This is a genomic window from Streptomyces griseus subsp. griseus, assembly GCF_000720255.1.
GTDB lineage: Bacteria > Actinomycetota > Actinomycetes > Streptomycetales > Streptomycetaceae > Streptomyces > Streptomyces griseus_I.
The window spans coordinates 289,710-306,432 of the sequence record NZ_JOJE01000005.1 but is presented as its reverse complement, the minus strand read 5'-3'; the positions used below and the strand labels follow the sequence as shown (position 1 = coordinate 306,432).

The 16,723-nt window shown below is 70.5% G+C and carries 11 protein-coding genes; 9 read left to right on the top strand and 2 right to left on the bottom strand.

From position 1 onward, the window contains the following. The first annotated feature begins 53 nt into the window (after positions 1–53). Together IG99_RS09650 and IG99_RS09645 are read left to right on the top strand one after the other, a co-directional pair. Positions 54–527, top strand: a complete 474-nt coding sequence (locus tag IG99_RS09650) for a carboxymuconolactone decarboxylase family protein (RefSeq protein WP_037671892.1) — start codon at positions 54–56, stop codon at positions 525–527. An 85-nt stretch (positions 528–612) separates the two neighbouring features. After that, the gene (locus IG99_RS09645; protein ID WP_037671890.1) at positions 613–1,536 is read left to right on the top strand and encodes an RNA polymerase sigma-70 factor; all 924 of its coding nucleotides are present in this window, start codon (positions 613–615) and stop codon (positions 1,534–1,536) included. A 90-nt stretch (positions 1,537–1,626) separates the two neighbouring features. Here IG99_RS09645 and IG99_RS09640 read toward each other — a convergent pair whose 3' ends face one another. Continuing rightward, on the bottom strand, positions 1,627–2,742 hold the full coding sequence (locus IG99_RS09640) for an LCP family protein (RefSeq protein WP_037671888.1): 1,116 nt from the start codon (positions 2,740–2,742) through the stop codon (positions 1,627–1,629). Between the two features lie 306 nt (positions 2,743–3,048). On the opposite strand from IG99_RS09640, the gene IG99_RS09635 reads away from it, so the two are divergent. The 7 genes from IG99_RS09635 (at position 3,049) to IG99_RS09605 (ending at position 14,904) form a co-directional block, all read left to right on the top strand. Next, positions 3,049–4,164 (top strand): PLL family lectin, encoded by a 1,116-nt coding sequence (locus IG99_RS09635; RefSeq protein ID WP_037671886.1) that lies wholly within the window; start codon positions 3,049–3,051, stop codon positions 4,162–4,164. Positions 4,165–4,318: 154 nt separating this feature from the next. Next, positions 4,319–5,902 carry a PLL family lectin gene (locus IG99_RS09630; RefSeq protein ID WP_078947599.1) on the top strand — a complete coding sequence of 528 codons (1,584 nt, stop codon included), beginning with the start codon at positions 4,319–4,321 and terminating at the stop codon, positions 5,900–5,902. Positions 5,903–6,204: 302 nt separating this feature from the next. Beyond that, entirely contained in the window at positions 6,205–7,455 is a 1,251-nt protein-coding gene (locus IG99_RS09625) for a CDP-alcohol phosphatidyltransferase family protein (protein WP_078947598.1), read from the top strand. Then, complete coding sequence (locus IG99_RS44095) at positions 7,452–12,104, top strand: bifunctional glycosyltransferase/CDP-glycerol:glycerophosphate glycerophosphotransferase (RefSeq protein WP_051865084.1); 4,653 nt, start codon at positions 7,452–7,454, stop codon at positions 12,102–12,104. Before IG99_RS09625 ends, IG99_RS44095 begins: the two co-directional genes overlap by 4 nt. A 4-nt stretch (positions 12,105–12,108) precedes the next feature. Beyond that, positions 12,109–12,903, top strand: coding sequence for a rhamnogalacturonan acetylesterase (locus IG99_RS09615; RefSeq protein ID WP_037671884.1), 795 nt, complete (start codon positions 12,109–12,111; stop codon positions 12,901–12,903). Continuing rightward, positions 12,900–13,628 (top strand): hypothetical protein, encoded by a 729-nt coding sequence (locus IG99_RS09610; RefSeq protein ID WP_037671882.1) that lies wholly within the window; start codon positions 12,900–12,902, stop codon positions 13,626–13,628. Before IG99_RS09615 ends, IG99_RS09610 begins: the two co-directional genes overlap by 4 nt. Further along, positions 13,621–14,904: a phosphodiester glycosidase family protein gene (locus IG99_RS09605; protein WP_037671881.1), complete on the top strand. Its 1,284-nt coding sequence runs from the start codon at positions 13,621–13,623 to the stop codon at positions 14,902–14,904. Before IG99_RS09610 ends, IG99_RS09605 begins: the two co-directional genes overlap by 8 nt. Here the strand turns inward: IG99_RS09605 and IG99_RS09600 are convergent. Further along, positions 14,891–16,513 carry a hypothetical protein gene (locus tag IG99_RS09600; protein WP_037672252.1) on the bottom strand — a complete coding sequence of 541 codons (1,623 nt, stop codon included), beginning with the start codon at positions 16,511–16,513 and terminating at the stop codon, positions 14,891–14,893. The two genes, IG99_RS09605 and IG99_RS09600, sit on opposite strands and share 14 nt — an antisense overlap. Positions 16,514–16,723: the final 210 nt, after the last annotated feature.

Genomic DNA, 16,723 nt, shown 5'->3' with positions numbered 1-16,723 from the left:
CGGGCCATCTCGTCTCGGGGGTGTAGCCACCGACCACCACGGAGGAGCACACCATGGACGCGCGACTGAACCTCTTCACCGGCCCGACCGCGGGCAGGGCCCTCAAGTTCATCATGTCGGCGGGCAGGGAGCTCAAGGGCTCGCCGCTGCCGGCCGCCACGCAGGAGCTGGTGGCGCTGCGCGTCAGCCAGATCAACGGGTGCGCCGTCTGCATCGACATGCACACCAAGGACGCCACCGCGGCCGGCGAGACGGCGGTGCGCCTGCACCTGGTCGCGGCCTGGCGGGAGGCCACCGTCTTCACCGAGGCCGAGCGGGCCGCGCTGGAGCTGGCGGAGGAGGGGACCCGGCTCGCGGACGCGGCCGGCGGGGTCGGCGACGAGGTGTGGGCGCGAGCCGCCAAGCACTACGACGAGGAGCAGCTCACCGCCCTGGTGATGCTCGTTTCATTCATGAACATGGCGAACCGGCTGAACGTCATCACGCAGCAGCCGGCCGGTTCCTACGAGCCCGGTCAGTTCCACTGAATGGTCGTCACCGACCCGCCCGGAACCGGTCGTGGGCTCCCGGGCGCGGGAAGGGCATCAACCCACAGGGGAAGGGGAAACCGGCGTGAACAAGGTCGAGGAGTTCGAGGAGCTGCGGCCGCTGCTGTTCTCGATCGCCTACCGGATCCTGGGCAGCGTGGGGGAGGCCGAGGACGCGGTGCAGGAGACATGGCTGCGCTTCGACGGCTCGGCGACCCGGCCCGCGTCGACCAAGGCCTTTCTGTCGGCCACGGTGACGCGGATCTCGATCGACGTGCTGCGTTCCGCGCGGGTACGACGGGAGGAGTACGTGGGTCCGTGGTTCCCCGAGCCGCTGCTGAGCGATCCGTACCAGGATCCGGCCCGGGCGGTGGAGCTGGCCGACTCGGTGTCGATGGCGGCGCTGCTGCTCCTGGAACGGCTCAGCCCGCTGGAGCGGGCGGTGTTCGTGCTGCGGGAGGTGTTCGGCTTCGGGTTCGACGACATCGCCGTGGCGGTGGGGCGTTCGGAGGCGGCGTGCCGGCAGCTGCTCGTGCGGGCGCGGCGGCACATGGACGCCGGGCGGCCGCGGTTCGCGGCGGACCGGCGGGAGCGGCAGGAACTGGCCGCGCGGTTCTTCGACGCGCTGAAGGACGGTGACGTGGGCGCGCTGCGGGAGCTGCTCTCCGCCGACGTGCAGCTCGTCGGCGACGGCGGTGGCAAGGCCCCGCAGTTGGCCCGGGCCGTCGTCGGGGACCAGAACGTGGCCCGGCTGCTCGCCTCGGTGCTGCCCCCGATGGCCCGGGTCGGCGTGACATGGGAGCCGCGCGAGATCAACGGCCAGCCGGGCGCGATCTTCCGCGACCGGGACGGCAGGGTGCTCCACACGCTGGCGCTGGACGTGCTCGACGGGCAGATCCAGGCGATCCGCTCGGTCCTCAACCCGGACAAGCTCGGGCACGTGGGCCCGGTGGCGGACGCCTGGGCCGTCGACCGGGAGGTGAGGCAGGAACGCCGGCGGCGGACCTGACGACGAAGTGGGCCGGGGTGACGACGGACGAACGGGGCCGGGCAGCGACTTCGCTGCCCGGCCCCGTTCGACGATGTAGCCCGTCCGGGATCAGGAAGTGCCGCCCGTCGCCGGGGACTTCTTGGCCGACTCGGGGATGTCCGAGTCCGAGCGGATGGCCTTCCAGAGGGTGGAGGCCTGGGGCTCGGCGGCGACCACGCGGTTGGGGTCGACCTTGTCGTACGCCACCGGGAGCATGATCGTCTCCATGTTGGCGGGGTCGATGCCGTTGAGGCTGCGGCCGAAATCGGTGAGCTTGGTGAGGGACGCGAGGTCGGAGTCGGTGGTGAGGGCCTCGGTGAGGCTGTCGGCGATCTTGTAGGCCTTGGTGGGGCTGCCCAGCAGGTCCTGCTTCTTGATCTCGGCGAGCAGGGCGATCATGAACTTCTGCTGGAGGCCGATGCGTCCGAGGTCGCTGCCGTCGCCGTAGCCGTACCGGGTCCGCACGAACTTCAGGGCGTCCGTGCCGTTCAGCGTGTGCGTGCCTGCGTCCAGCGTCAGCCCGGTCTTGCTGCCCTTGATCGGCTTGTCGAGGGTGACGGGCACTCCGCCTATCGCGTCCACCAGCCCCTTGAAGCCGGCGAAGTCGATCTCCACGTAGTGGTCCATGCGGACCCCGGACATCTGCTCCACGGTCTTGACCGTGCAGGCCGGACCGGCCAGCGAGTAGACGGAGTTGAACATCACGCGCTTGGCCGAGGGGACCTTGCCGCCGTCGGACTTGGTGCACTCGGGCCGGGTGACGAGGGTGTCGCGCGGGATGCTGACCGCGACGGCCTTCTTGCGGCCCTCGGGTATGTGCACCACCAGCGCGGTGTCGGAGCGCGCCCCGGAGACGTCGGCCTTGTCCAGCTCGCCGTTGGCGCCGGCGCGCGAGTCGGAGCCCAGGATCAGGATGTTCTGCCCGGAGGTGGGCAGCTTCTCCGGCCGGTCGTCACCGATCGCCTTGTCGATGTCGACGCCCTTGATGTTGTCGTTCAGGTCGCTGTAGAGCCAGTAACCGGTACCGGCGGCGGCCACGACGACAACGCCCAGGCCGATCAGGATCTTCCGGCCGATACGGCGGCCACCGGCCTTCTCGCGCTTGCGTCCTCGGCCGCCGCGGTGCCGGGACGGGGACGGTGCGTCGGAGTCGTCGCTGCGCTGGGGCGTCGAGACGTGGCTCATCCTGGTCCGAGTCCTTGTTGGTCGAGCCCCGCAGGGCGGTAGGTGTGGCGCTGGGGACTCGGGTGGGGGGATGCCGGTCCGTATGCTGCCCCGATCAGTCCCGCACTATAGGCAGCCGCACTATAGGCAGAGGATCGACCGATCATGCACGTAACGTGATGCATTTGTAAACATGAACCGAACAAATAGGATGCGCCTGCGTCTTGACCGATCGGCCTGACCGATCGGGGCGCGACGGTCGGCCCCGGCCCGGCCGGAGCGCCTTCAACACCCTCAGTATGTCCGGGGAAAGGACGACGACGGACCATGCGGGCCAGCACCGCGCGTGACGACGGACGACGGCAGCGGCCGGCGAACGGCGAGGCCACGGACCTCACCGGCCGGCCGCCCGCCGTGCTGTCCGGTCCGTGGCTGCTGCCCGGACACGACGGCCGGCTCGTGGTCTACGCACATGTGGACCAGGCCGTGCTGCGCTGGACCGAGAGCCGTCCCGGAGGCCCCGACTGGCTCGGCCCGGACGTCCTGCCCGCCAAGAACGTGACCCGTCTCACGGTCGCCCAGGGCCGCAACCGCTACGCCCATCTCCTCGGCCGGCGGGTGCGCGGCGGCGCCGGACCGCTGACCGTGGACCTGACCTACGCGATCCAGTACCAGGCGGGCCGCCCGATGAGCGAGTGGCGCTCGGCCGGCAACCCCCTGTCGGGGCCCGGACGTTGCGCGGAGATGGGCATGCCGACCGCCGTGGTGACCACCACCGGCACGCTGTACGTCGTCGCGCCGACCGCCCACGGCCACCTCGCCCTGCGCCGCGAGGACGCCCAGGGCCGCTGGGAGCCGTGGCTCGACCTCAAGGTCGCCGCCGCCCTGGACACCCCGGCCGCGGTGGCCACCTCCACCGGGCATGTCGAACTCCTCGCCCCCGCCCGGGGCGGCGCACTGACCTGGTTCCAACGGCAGCCCGGGGCGGCCCTGGAGCGCGGTCACGACCTCGCAGTGGTGCCGCTGCCCGGCTCGGTGACCGGTCTTGAGACGTCTCCGGGCCGGGTGACCTACTACCTGACCGACGTCCAGGGCGGCCAGGTCGTCGCCGTGCGCCCCGGCGAGTGGCCCGTACCGGTGGGCGGCAACCCGGGTGACGGACGCCACGCGGCGCTCGCCGCCACCATCGACGGCTACGCCTGCACCGTGCTCGCCCACCGCGACGCCGAGGGCCGGGCCGTGATCGGTCTGTGCCCCGCGGAGGACGAGCGGTACGGCGTGTGGTGGACCGACACCGGCACCGCGTGCCTCGGCGACCCGGTGCTCGCCCTCGACGCCTACGGACGCGTCGTCGTCCTCGCCGTGGCCACCGACGGCGCCCTGACCCTGGCGCGCCAGGACGACGGCCCCGGCCTGACGCTCGGCGAATGGGTCCGCATATGACCGGGTTGTGGGGGGAATCGGACAGGCCGGCGGTCCTGGTGACGGTGAGCGGCGCGTGGCCGTGCGCGTCGGCCAGGATGGGGCGCATCGCCCGGGGGACGCGGGGGACCGTCCCCGCGCGAGGCGGACGTGAGGGGCGCGGAGGGGTGCGGGCATGAGCCGTAAGCCGGACCGAAGAACCGGGGCCGGGGCCCGCGTCGACTCCGCCGACGGGCGTACGCATGTGGTCGCCGTCGTCGTCCCGGAACCCGCGGACGCCGTGCCGTTGGTCGCGCTGGAGCCGGCCGGGGCCGAGATCGCCGTCGTGTGTCTGCGGGCGGGCGGCAAGGACGGGCGGGCGGCGCTGGACCGCGCGCTCACCGCCGCCGCCGACCGTGGCTGCCGGGTGCTCGGCGGCCCCAGGGTGCTCGGCGTCGAGGGCACCGACGACCCCGCCACCGTCGCCGCGGTGCTCGACGCGTTGCGCGACCTGGAGCCGGAGCGGCTGCACACGCTCGACCCCGACCCCGCGCACACCTCGTACGACCAGGCGAGCGGTATGCCCACGTACGACGTCCCGGCCGCCCACGGTGAGACCGCGGCCGGTGCGCTGGCCGCGGCCCGGGCCTGGCAGGCGGAGTCGGGACGGCCGCTGTCCGTGGACTGCCATCGGGCCCACGGCGACCCCGAGTCGGGCGTTGCCGCCTGCCGCCGCTATCCGGCGCCCGTCAACTGGCTGTCCGCCGGGTTCGACGGCCGGCTCACCGCGTTCCTGCCGACCGCCGCCGGGGTGGTGCGCCGGCACCAGGACGCCCAGGGCCGGTGGAGTGCCTCCGAGCCGGTGGAGGGGGCGGACCTGCTGCCGGGGCTCCTCGTGGTGCCCGACCCGCACGGCTTCCCGCACCTGTTCGCGCTGCGCAGGAGCGCTCGCGACGACGGTGGGGTGGACGTCGAAGTCGTGTACGCGGCGCACTACCGCACCTCGGAGCCGCCCACCCCGTGGCAGTCGATCGGCGGACCGAACGCCGTCGACTGGCGCCGGGGCCGCGCGGTCGGGTTCCCGGCGGCCGCCTTCGACGCGGCCGGCAACCTGTTCGTCTTCGCCCGCAACTTCGGTAACGGCATCAGCTGGCGCTGCCGGCCCGCCGACGGCGACTGGACGGCGTGGCAGCACTTGCGCGGCGTGCGGGTCGCCGACGACCTCGTCGCGGTGACCGGCGCGCACGGCGGGGTCGAGGTCTACGGCCGCGTCCGCGACACGGCCGGCGTGGTCCGCTGGTACCCGGGGCAGGGCGGCGCCTGGACCGAGGACCGGACGGTTCCGTTCGCCCCGCGCCCCGGCACCCTGGCCCCGGCCCCCGAACCCGGCGCCGTCCTCTTCCGTGACCTGCGCACCAACGAGGCCTGCGTCTGGCGTCCCGGTGCCCAGGCACCCTTCCCCCTCGGCGACGCCGAGGGGAGCGGACCGCTGGCCGCGGTGCGGGGCGTACGGATGGACGGCTGGACGTACTCGGTGCTGGTGGCCCAAGGGGCGGGCGGTGCCTGCGCGGTGGGCGCGTATCCCGAGGGGCGGCCGGACACGGGTGTGTGGTGGCAGGATCTCGGGGCGCCGTCGTACGACGCTCCGGCCGCCGCCGTGACGCGGGCCGGGCTGCTCACACTGTCGTCCCGTATGCCGGACGGGCAGCTGCTGACCGCCGCCCGTGAGGAGTCCCCGGGGGCCCTCGCCTTCGCCGCCTGGCGTGCCGTGAGGGACTGAACAACGGGCCGCCAGGGGCGTCCGTTGGGCGGAATCGAGCCATCCGATTTCCGTGATCACGGCTCTGACCACGGGTGATCCGTCCGGAAAAGGGGCACGACAAAGGGTTGTAAGGAAATTGTGTGATCAAAGTCGCGGTCGGGTGCCAGTCAATGCGCGTCGACACGACAATGAAGCATTGTTAAAGTTCAGCTCGCTCTTGTGATCGGCCTGTGAAAGTAACCGTTCATCTTCGAGCACCCGGGGGCGTACCAAGGCGGCCACGGGGCATTGTGTCCTGTCTTGTGTGTGACTGAGGGGTTATGGCGAGGCTATCGCTGCGGGCTGTCCAAAAACTGACCTGCAAGAAGCGCGATGCCTGGTGGACCGTATTCCTGGTCGACCCCACCGCCACGCGCATGCTGCTGCTCTTCGCCCGCTTCCGCTTCATCACCCCGAACCGCGTGACCTGGGCCGCCCTGTTCATCGGCCTGGGCTCGGCCGGCTTCTTCCTCCAGGGTGACCGCCAGTCCCTGCTCATCGGCGCGGGGCTGTACCACCTGAGCTTCATCCTCGACTGCATCGACGGCAAGCTGGCCCGCCTCAAGGGCAACGGCACCGTCTTCGGCGGCTGGCTCGACTACGTCTTCGACCGCATCCGCGTGCTGTTCTGCGCCCTCGCCCTGATGGGCGGCCAGTTCCTGCGCACGGACGACGAGCGCTACCTGCTGGCCGCCCTCTGCGTGGTCTTCCTCGACATGCTCCGCTACGTCGACGCGCTGCAGATCTACAAGATGCGCATGTCGATGCGGACGAAGATCGAGAAGGTCACCAAGGAGCGCGCCGACGCCGAACGCGCCGAGCGGGAGGCCGAGGCCAGGGAACAGGCCCAGACACAGGGGGAGTCCGAGGGTCCGCAGATCGTTTTCATGGAGGACCTGCTCCGCGACAACCCCGGCACGCCCGCCGAGGTGCTCCGCGAGGAGGCCGGCGGGGACAACGTCGTCGACCTGCACGAGCAGTTCCGCGACCAGTTCCCCTGGTATACCCGGCTGCGCCGGGCGATGCTGCGCACCCGGATCCGTCCGCACCTGATCAGCGGTATCGAGTTCCAGATGTTCATCTTCATCGTGGGCCCGATCATCGGCCAGATCCTGTGGACCACGGTGGTCTCGGCGGCGCTGCTGATGCTGTTCGAGCTGGTGATCATGTACAAGTTCTGGCTCTCCACGCGTGACTTCACCCGCGTCATGGAGGAGATGAACGCGACCTCGGACACCGCCGGGACGATCGCCCCGCACCTCTACAAGGGCCGCCACCGTCCGGCCGTGCAGGAGGCGCTGCTGGCCGACGAGCGCTACCGGGCTCCCGAGCCCGAGGAGGATCCTTTCTTCCAGCCGTATCCACAGCCGCAGTTCCACCAGCTCGACGAGCAGGACAGCTTCGACATCGTGCAGGCCGAGGGCATCCCCAGCCCGCGGGTCGTGACACCCGAGCCGCTGACCCTGCCGATCCGGATCCGGCGCTTCGACGACGCGCAGGAACGTGCGGAGCAGGAGGGTCGCTGGCGATGACCAAGCCGACCGGCTCCGACGCTTTCGACGAGGCGTCCGGGTACGGCGAACCGTCCGGCCGCGACGAGCGCGCCGGACACGACGACCCCTCCGGCCTCGACGACCCCGGCTACGACGAGCAGTCCGAGTACGACGACCAGTCCGGCTACGACGACCGGCCCGCGTACCCGGCCTCCGCCGCGCGCGGCGACGCGATCTCGTACCCCGACCCCTCGGCCTACACCGTCACGATCGTCGTCGCGGCCTACAACGCGAGCGCCACCCTCGACCGGGCCCTGCGCTCCACCCTGAACCAGACCCACCGTGGCGTCGAGGTCCTCGTCGTCGACGACGCCTCCACCGACGGCACCCTCGCGGTGGCCCAGGGCTACGCCCGGAAGGACCCGCGAGTACGGATCGTCAGCCGTCACCAGAACAGCGGCGGCGTCGGCGCGCCCCGCAACAACGGCATCGAGGCGGCCACCGGCGAGTACCTGATGTTCCTCGACGCCGACGACGAACTCCCGCACAAGGCCTGCGAACTGCTGCTGGCCTCCGCGCTGGCCACCGGCGCCGAGATCACCGCGGGCCGGGCCCTGCGGGTCAACCTCGCCAAGGACGAGATCACCGTCTGGCAGCCGCAGCTCTACGGCACCGACCGCACGGTCACCGGCGGCCTGTCCGCGGCGCCCGAGCTGTTCGAGGACCCGATCGCCGCGGCCAAGCTGTACCGCGTCGACTTCCTGCACCACAACGGCATCCGCTTCCCCGAGGGCGTCTTCTTCGAGGACACCTACTTCTCCACCGTCGCGAACCTCTGCGCGCAGACGATCACCCTGCTCACCGCGCCCGTCTACCGGTGGATCTGGGAGCGCGAGACCGACACGCCCTCCATCACCAACCGGCGCGGCGAACTGCGCAGCATCCGCGACCGGGTGCTGGTGCACCAGTGGGCCGACGAGTTCCTCGCCCAGCACGGCGCCCGCGAGCTCGTCGCCCACAAGGCCGCCAAGTTCCTCTCCCACGACCTGAGGCTCTACGCCCCCGAACTGCGCGCCGGCGACGACGCGTTCCGGGACGGCTTCGTCGGGATCGTCGCGCCCTACCTGCGCTCGCTGCCCCAGGAGACCTACGACCTGTGCGGCGTGCTGGAGCGGGTGCGCGCCTACGGCCTGATGCACGGCCGGATCGACGTGGCCCTGTCCGTCGCCGACTACACCCAGCGGCGCAGCGTCCTCAGCTCCGACGTGGTGGAGAAGGACGGCAAGGTCTACTGGTCCGGCTCGCTGCTCGGCCGCCCGCACGCCGAGCGCTTCCTCGACGTCACCGACCTCGACCTCACCGGCACCTCGCTGTCCGACGCCCGGCTGTTCAACCAGGCGACCCGCGTGGAGATCAAGGGCAGCGAACTCCACGTCACCGGCTACATCCGCAACCAGTTCGGCCGGGTCGGACCCAAGGACAAGCTCGAACTCACCGCCGTACTGCGCCGCCGCAGTCCCAAGACCGACCACTCCTTCAAGGTCACCGGCGTCGAGGTCGACGAGGAGTACATCCGCTTCCACACCACCGTCGACCTCGACGGCACCCTCGGCAAGGCCGGCCGCGCCGCGATCTGGAACCTCTTCGTCCAGATCCGGCACGCCGGACAACGCGCGACCACCACCGTGTGCGTGCGCGGCCTCGACCTGGAGCGCGAGCGCTACACCGGCGGCGGCACGACGTACGAGATCTACGAGACCGTCAGCGGCAACCTCGCCCTGCGCCCGGAGACCACCGAGCAGCGCGCGAAGGCCGACCCGCGCGGCGAGCCGTGGCTGTGGTGGAAGGACCGGCAGCTGCCGGAGGCGTTCGCCCCGCCGGAGACGTACGGCGCCGCCGTCGTCGTGCACTGCCACAACGACGAGTACAACCTGTACGAGTTCCTCCGCTCGCTCGCCGCCCAGCGCGAGTTCGAGCAGACGCAGGTGATCCTCGTCGACGACGGCTCGACCGACTCCACCGCCGGACAGCTGGAGAAGTTCGCCGCGCACTACCCCAACACCCGGGTCGTCCCGCAGGTCCCCATGGGCATGCGGGCCGCCTTCGACCACGGGCTGCGCTTCGTGACCGCGCCCTACGTCATGTTCGCCCGCGCCCGCGACATCCTCGGCCCCGACAGCGTCAGCCGTCTGCTGGCCGCCGCCCGCAAGGCCGACGCCGACGTGGTGGTGGGCAACCCCGACAACTTCCCCGGGCCGCGCAAGGGCGCCGACGAGCCGTGGAAGCGGTACTTCGGCAAGAAGCCCACCGCCGTGCAGCGGCTGCACAAGGCCCCCTACCTGATCTTCTCCACCAGCCTCGGCGCCAAGCTGCTGCGGACCGAGCTGGTGCGCGAGCACCGGCTGCGGGCCGGCGGCGGCCCCGGCTTCGAGGACGCCTGGCTCGCCGTCCCCGCGCTGCTGCACGCCGAGCGCGTCACCACGGCGCCGCGCGCCACCTGCTACGAGCGCGACCTGGAGCAGAGCGACTCCCTGTTCGACCTGCCCTGGAACGACCCGGTCAAGGCACAGGAGCTGATCCGCCTCGCCCGGCACCTCCTGCGGCGCACCGCCCCGCTGGACGAGCGCACCCGCCGCCTCGCCCAGCGCTTCGTGGTGCGCACCCTCCAGCCCTACCTGCGCAACCTGCACCGCATCATGAGCCGGGTCGAGCTGGCGGCGATCTTCCCCACGCTGCACGAGGTCTACACCGAGATACCCGACGACCTCGTCCTCCAGTACGCCGCCGCCCCCGGCTCCCGGCTCCAGCACCACGCCGTACGCACCGACAACCTCGACCTGTTCTGCGAGCCGCACGGCAAGCAGGCCTACCGGCCCCATCTGCACATCGACGACGAGGGGCTGCACCGCAGGCTGAACGTCGACCGGGTGGACACCGCCCTGCTGCGCGTGGAACGGCAGAAGTTCGTCCTGGAGACCTGTCACGTCGACGCCCAGCGGGTCACCTTCGAGGGCCTGATGGTCCTCACCGGCGCCGACATCGACCAGGTCTTCGACAACCGCATCGAACTCGTCCTGAGCGACGGCCGCACCGAGCGGGCGCTGAGGGTCGAGCAGGTCTACCGGCGCGACCGCTGGCGTACCCGCAAGGAACAGGACTGGTACTCCGGCTGGCGTGCCGTCGCCCGACCCGAGGACTTCGCGTCACTCAACAACCGCGACCTCACGCTCACCCTGCGCATCCACGACGGCGACAGGACCCTCGACACCCCCGTCGACGCCCGACAGATGCTGCACCGCTTCAAGGGCGTCCACCGGTCCGGCCGCGCCCGGGTGATCCTCTCCATCGACAAGAACGAGAAGATCACCGTGCGCCGCGTCGCCGGGATCGTCAGCCGCTCCACGCACAAGGTGCGGCGCTTCTTCAAGGAGCTGCGGGCCGCCCTGCCCGGCCGCCCCGGCTGGCGCACCCGGCTGCTGTACTGGCTCTTCCACCTCTGGCTGCGCGGCAAGGACATCTGGATCATCGGTGAGCGCGAGGACACCGCGCAGGACAACTCGTACCACCTGTTCACCTGGATCAGGCAGAACGAGCGCAAGCGCAAGGTCTACTACGCGATCAACGGGAACGCCGCCGACCGCAAGAAGATCGACCACCTCGGCAACGTCATCGACCGCCTGTCCTGGAAGTACCGCGTCTACCTGCTGCACGCCACCCGGCTCATCAACGCCTACGACCTGGAGGCCTACCTGGGCTTCCCGGGCCTGTCCAAGCGTGCCTTCCTCACCGGCTACGGCGACCTGATGCGCTACCAGCGGGTCTTCCTCCAGCACGGCGTCGTCTACAACGACGTCGCCCCCTCCATCCACGCCCAGGTCACCAACGTCGACCTGGTCCTCACCACGGGCCGCAGCGAACGCGCCTACTACGCCGAGCACTGCGGCTACGGCTACGACCGGGTCGCGGCCACCGGGCTGCCCCGCTTCGACGCGCTGGAACCCGTACCCGGGCTGCGCCGCATCCTCGTCATGCCGACCTGGCGACGGGACATCGTGGCGCCCTCCTACAACAAGGCGGCCAAGCCGGAGATCCCCTTCGCGGCCTCCGAGTACTACCGCTTCTTCTCGGCGCTGCTGCGCGACGAACGGCTGCTCAAGGCGCTCCAGTACCACAACGTGCAGCTGGAGTTCATGCCGCACTACGAGATCCGGCCCTACCTCAAGCACTTCCGGATAGACCACCCGTCCATCACGGTCTCCACCACCGGACGCGACGTGCAGCTGGCGATGCGCGAGTGCTCGATGCTCGTCACCGACTATTCCTCGGTGTTCTTCGACGTCGCCTACATGGGCAAGCCGATCGTCTACACCAACTTCGACGACGAGGCCTTCTACAGCAAGCACTACAAGCGCGGCTACTTCGACCTCGCCCGGGACGGCTTCGGCCCCACCTGCGGCACGGTCGACCAGGCGGTGGACGAGATCATCGCCTCCATCGAGCGGGGCTTCCAGGTCGAGCCGCGTTACCGGCAGCGCGCGGAGGAGTTCTTCGTGCTGCGCGACACCCACAACTGTGAGCGGGCCTTCGACGTGATCGACACCATGGACGTGTCCGTCGTCGGCGACCCGGGTCCGCCTCCCGCGCCCCTCGTCATGGGGCGGCCGGGCGAACAGCAAGGAAGGGGCTGACGCCGTGCAGCACACGAGGATCTTCCTGGCCGGCGACTCCAGTGTGACCAGCCGGCCGCACAGCATGGCCCCCATGGTCGGCTGGGGCCAGGTGCTCCAGTTCTTCGTCCAGGGCGCCGAGGTGGTCAACGCGGCCCGCGCCGGATCCAGTTCGCGCAGCTTCCTGGAGCGCGGCCGGCTCGCCTGGATCCTGGAGAACACCACCCCCGGCGACCTGCTGCTGATCTCGTTCGGCCTGATCGACATGAAGCCGGGCGACGGCCGCTTCACCGAACCGTTCGGCGACTTCCAGCACTTCCTGCGCCAGTACGTGCACGGCGCCCGTGAGCGCGGCGCCCACCCGGTGCTGGTCACCAGCCACGAGCGGCGCGTCTTCGACGACTTCGGCAACATGCGCCGGCCGCTCGGCCTGTACCCGGCCGCGATGCGGGAAGTCGCCTTGGGGCTGTCCGTGCCGCTGATCGACCTCAACGAGTGGAGCGTCGCCTGGTGGCGCCAGGCCGGGGCCCAGGGCACCAAGGAGCTCTTCCTCTACCTGGAGCCCGGCGAGCACCCCAACTACCCCGACGGCATCGCCGACAACACGCACCTGCGCGGCCACGGCGCCCTGGAGTGCGCCCGGTTCGTGGCGAGCGAGATGCACGGCAAGGGGCTGCTCACCCCGCCCTACTTCCGCAACCTCGACGCGCACATCCCGGAGACCGCCATCGAGTTCCTCGACGACCACGTCTTCGAGCAGCTCACCAAGGAACGCGTGGGCGGCCGCGGCGCCCTCGCGGGGAGCGGGGCCCTGCGATGAGCGAGTGGTACCCGATCGCCCGCGCCTGGGTGACCCACCCGCAGGCCCCCCAGATCGGCGGCACGCTGGACCTGTACGCCGACACCGACCCCACCCATCCGGTGGCGCCCGGCCAGGAGATCACCTTCACCCTGGCCGTCACCCCCACCGGCGGGGCCTACCGCACCTACGGCTACCTCCTGGACGACTTCCTCGGCGACATCGCCACCATGGCCCGCCACCAGGGCATGAGCCACCTGACCAACGGCCGCTACGCCACCTACGCGAGCGACGCGGCACCCCGCACCGTCACCTGCGCGGTCAAGGTCAACGACGACGCCGAGGACGGCGCGGTGCTGCTGCCCCGCATCATCATCGGCCTGATGCCCGCCCAGGGCGACAAGCTGATCCCCTCGACCGCGATCTCCGACGCCGGCTACCGGATACGGCGCCACTGGCTGCCCGGCCAGAGCCTGACCCTGCACCCCGGCGGACACGCCGTCCTGCCCCCGGGCCAGGTCCACGCCCCCGGCCTGCGCTTCATGGGCGTCGGCATCGCCCGCCACGGCGTCCTCACCTGCACGCCCGACGGCAGCGTCACCTACCAGGCGGACCCCGCCCACCTCGGCTACGACCGCTTCGAGCTCGCCTTCGAGGACGAGCGCGGAAACCGGGTGTGGTCCGAGGTGACGGTCCACATCGGCGACTTCGGGGCATCACCGGGAGCGCTCGCGACGTATGGCTAAACCTTGGGGGGCCTTCGTGGCCGCCGTGCTCTGCCTCGCCCTGACGGGCTGCACCTCGTCGTCGGACTCCACGGACGAGCCGACGCGTTCGGCGCGGGTGACGCCGAGGCCCACACCCGCCCTGCCCGCCGGGGTGAGCTACCAGGAGCTCACCCGCAGCGTCGGCTCCGACGACCCCGTGCGGCTGAACGTGCTGCGGGTCGCGCCCGACGCGCGGGTCCGGGTCGCCGGTGTGCACGGCACGACCATGACCAAGGCGAACACCGTCCGTTCCCTGGCGAAGTCGGCGGGGGCGATCGCCGCCGTCAACGGCACGTACTACGACATCCGCACCGGCCGCGACACGTCCGGCTACGAGGGTGACCCGATCGGGCTGTACGCCGAGAACGGGCGGGTGCTGAGCGAGGCGCTAGCCGGCCGCCCCGCCCTCCTCCTCGGGTACGCCGGCAACGGCGGGCTCGTCGCCCGCGTCGCCGAGGTCTCCACCAACGGTCGGCTGCGCGCAGCCGACGGTGCCCGGCGCGAAGTCGACGGCGTCAACCGGGTCGCGGGCCGCATCCTCGGCTGCGGGGGAGTCGGCGGCGACCGGCTCGCCACCACCGGCAAACTGCAGGGGAGGCCGTCCACCGGGCTGTGCGTCGACCCCGACGAGGTCGTCTCCTACGGCAAGGAGTGGGGCGCGAACACCCCGCCGGGACCGCCCGGCAGCACCGAGGCGCTGCTCGCCGCCGACGGGACGGTCCGTGGGACGCGTTCCCCGGCCGGCGGCCCGCTGCCCAAGGGGGGCAGCTCCCTGTACGGCATCGGCACCGGCGCCACCTGGCTGCACGCCCACGCCGTGCCGGGCACCCGCATGGCCGTGTCCCTGCGGATGACCGACCCCGACGGAGGAGTGCTGAGCGGCCCGGTGCAGACGGCCCTCGGCGGCAGCGCACGGCTGCTGCGTGACGGCGCCGTCGACCCGGACGTGAGGCAGATCGGCACCGACCGCGAACCGCGCACCATCGCCGGCATCACGGCGAACGGCACACTGCTCCTGATCACCGTCGACGGACGCGACAAGGGCGTGAGTGTCGGCGCGACCCCGACCGAGGCGGCCAGGCTGGCCCAGTCCCTCGGCGCGGTCGACGCGGTCAACCTCGACGGCGGCGGCTCCACCACGTTCGTCCTGGACGGGGAACTCCGCAACGCGCCACGGGCCATCGACGACGAACCCGTGACGGAACGGCAAGTGGCGGACGCGATAGCGGTTCTTCCGGAACTCAGGAAAGAGTGATTCCCCCGGCCGACGCCGAGAACAACGACCCGCCCGTGCTCATCGAGATGTACACCTCGTAATCACCCGGAGCCGCATTCGGCAGGGCCACTCCCTTGTATCCGGAGGTGGCGAAGTAAGCGAAGTCGTACGTTCCGAAGTCACCGCGCCGGACATGCGGACGCACCGCCTGCGGCTTGCGTGACATGCCGAGCCGGAAGGAATACGTCGACTGGCCGCGCAGCACCAGGTAGTAACTCGCGTGACCGTGCGCGTCCGCCTCGATGCCATGGACGAAGAACACGCCCTCGACGTGCAACGTGCGGTCCTTCAGCCAGTTCTTCTCCAGCGAGAAGGCCGTCTCCTGGGAGAAGTGCCCGATGATGGGGCGCCGGATCAGCCGTACCCGCTTCTCGTCCCCGATCAGGGAGATCTCAAGACCGCCGAACGGGCGCCGCAGGTCGAAGGGCCGTCGCGCCACGAGTTTCGTCCGCCGGTCTATTCCCTCGGCGGGGCTGCTCACCCGCACGGAAAGCTCGTAGACACCCCCGGACATGCCCGCCATCGATATCCCGGTCTTCTCCTGCGGTTCGAATCCGCCGTCCGCGTAGTCACGGGCGAACCGATCGAAGTACAGGCTGTAGGTGTGCTTCGCCGGGGCCGTGGCCAGTGGGAACTCCCAGTGACGTCCGCCGCCTTCGGCGACCAGCGTCTTGATCGACTGGAATTCCCCGTGCGGTGACTCGCCCGGTATGAAGGCGTGCCCGCTGAGAATCAGGTTGTTGCCACGGATGTCCTGCTTGTTCAGTACGGCGGTGAGTGCCTCGGTGCCGCGCAGTTCCGCCAGATAATGCTGCCGCTGCACCGGGTCGACCTGGCCGTCCCCGTTCTCGACGAAGCCCAGCCGGGGCTGCGCCCCGTCGGACAGCGCGGACAGGAGGCCCAGGACGAGGGGGAGGTTGTAGCCGGAGACCTCGCCGTGCTGGCGCACCAGTTCCGACCGGGTCCTGATCAGGTTGAAGTTCTCGCACGCCCAGAACAGCTGGAGATGTGGATTGATCTCGGTCAGGTACTGCTCGTCGGCCTCCGACGTGAACAGATAGATGTTGCGGCCCTGTCCGCCGTAACTCTTCAGCAGTTCCGGAATGGCGCCGTCCAGCAGATCGACGTGGTACTGCGGCATGTCCGGGCCCAGCATGTAGCGGCCGGTTTCCGCGCGGTCGCGCACATAACTTCCGACGAGGAACTGCGGAACCACGGTGACGATGTTCCGGAATCCGTACTTCAGCCCGAAGTACAGTGCCGCGCTGCCGCCTTTGGACACTCCGAGCAGGCTCACCTGTTCGTGCGTCAGCCCCAGTCGGCGCATGGTGTTCTCGATGAGCGCGTGCACGGAGGCCTCGATGTCGAAGTTCATCGAGCGGCACATGTAGTAGCTGTAATGCCCGTCGAAATCGTCGCGGATCCACAGCACATTGGCGCGGAGATCGTTCAGCGACTTACCGGCGAAGTGATAACCGTTCGGTGCCGCGAACCCCGAGAAGACGACGATCAGATGACGCACATCACCTTCGGCGGCCCGAAAGCGGTACTCCACCGGCACGGCACCCGTGGTGTCGGTTCCCGTCACGACGCTCCGCCGGTCGACGGCCGCGAGGTTCGGCGCGAGTACAGGGAGTTCCGTATTCATGAATCGTCGAGCCCGCTTCTGTGTGATGTCCGCCCCTGCTTCCCCAAGATTCGAGGAAGCCTCGAAAGTGTATCCGGCACCTGTTCGTGAGGCGACAGTGAAAAGAGCCACGGGCACGGGACGACAGAGGGCCCCCGCCGGTCGGCGGAG

Bases quoted from the DNA above. Each gene is read 5' to 3' on its own strand.
- IG99_RS09640 (WP_037671888.1), bottom strand. From the start codon at position 2,742: ATGAGCCACGTCTCGACGCCCCAGCGCAGCGACGACTCCGACGCACCG.
- IG99_RS44095 (WP_051865084.1), top strand. From the start codon at position 7,452: ATGACCAAGCCGACCGGCTCCGACGCTTTCGACGAGGCGTCCGGGTAC.
- IG99_RS09625 (WP_078947598.1), top strand. From the start codon at position 6,205: ATGGCGAGGCTATCGCTGCGGGCTGTCCAAAAACTGACCTGCAAGAAG.
- IG99_RS09610 (WP_037671882.1), top strand. From the start codon at position 12,900: ATGAGCGAGTGGTACCCGATCGCCCGCGCCTGGGTGACCCACCCGCAG.
- IG99_RS09635 (WP_037671886.1), top strand. From the start codon at position 3,049: ATGCGGGCCAGCACCGCGCGTGACGACGGACGACGGCAGCGGCCGGCG.
- IG99_RS09650 (WP_037671892.1), top strand. From the start codon at position 54: ATGGACGCGCGACTGAACCTCTTCACCGGCCCGACCGCGGGCAGGGCC.
- IG99_RS09630 (WP_078947599.1), top strand. From the start codon at position 4,319: ATGAGCCGTAAGCCGGACCGAAGAACCGGGGCCGGGGCCCGCGTCGAC.
- IG99_RS09605 (WP_037671881.1), top strand. From the start codon at position 13,621: ATGGCTAAACCTTGGGGGGCCTTCGTGGCCGCCGTGCTCTGCCTCGCC.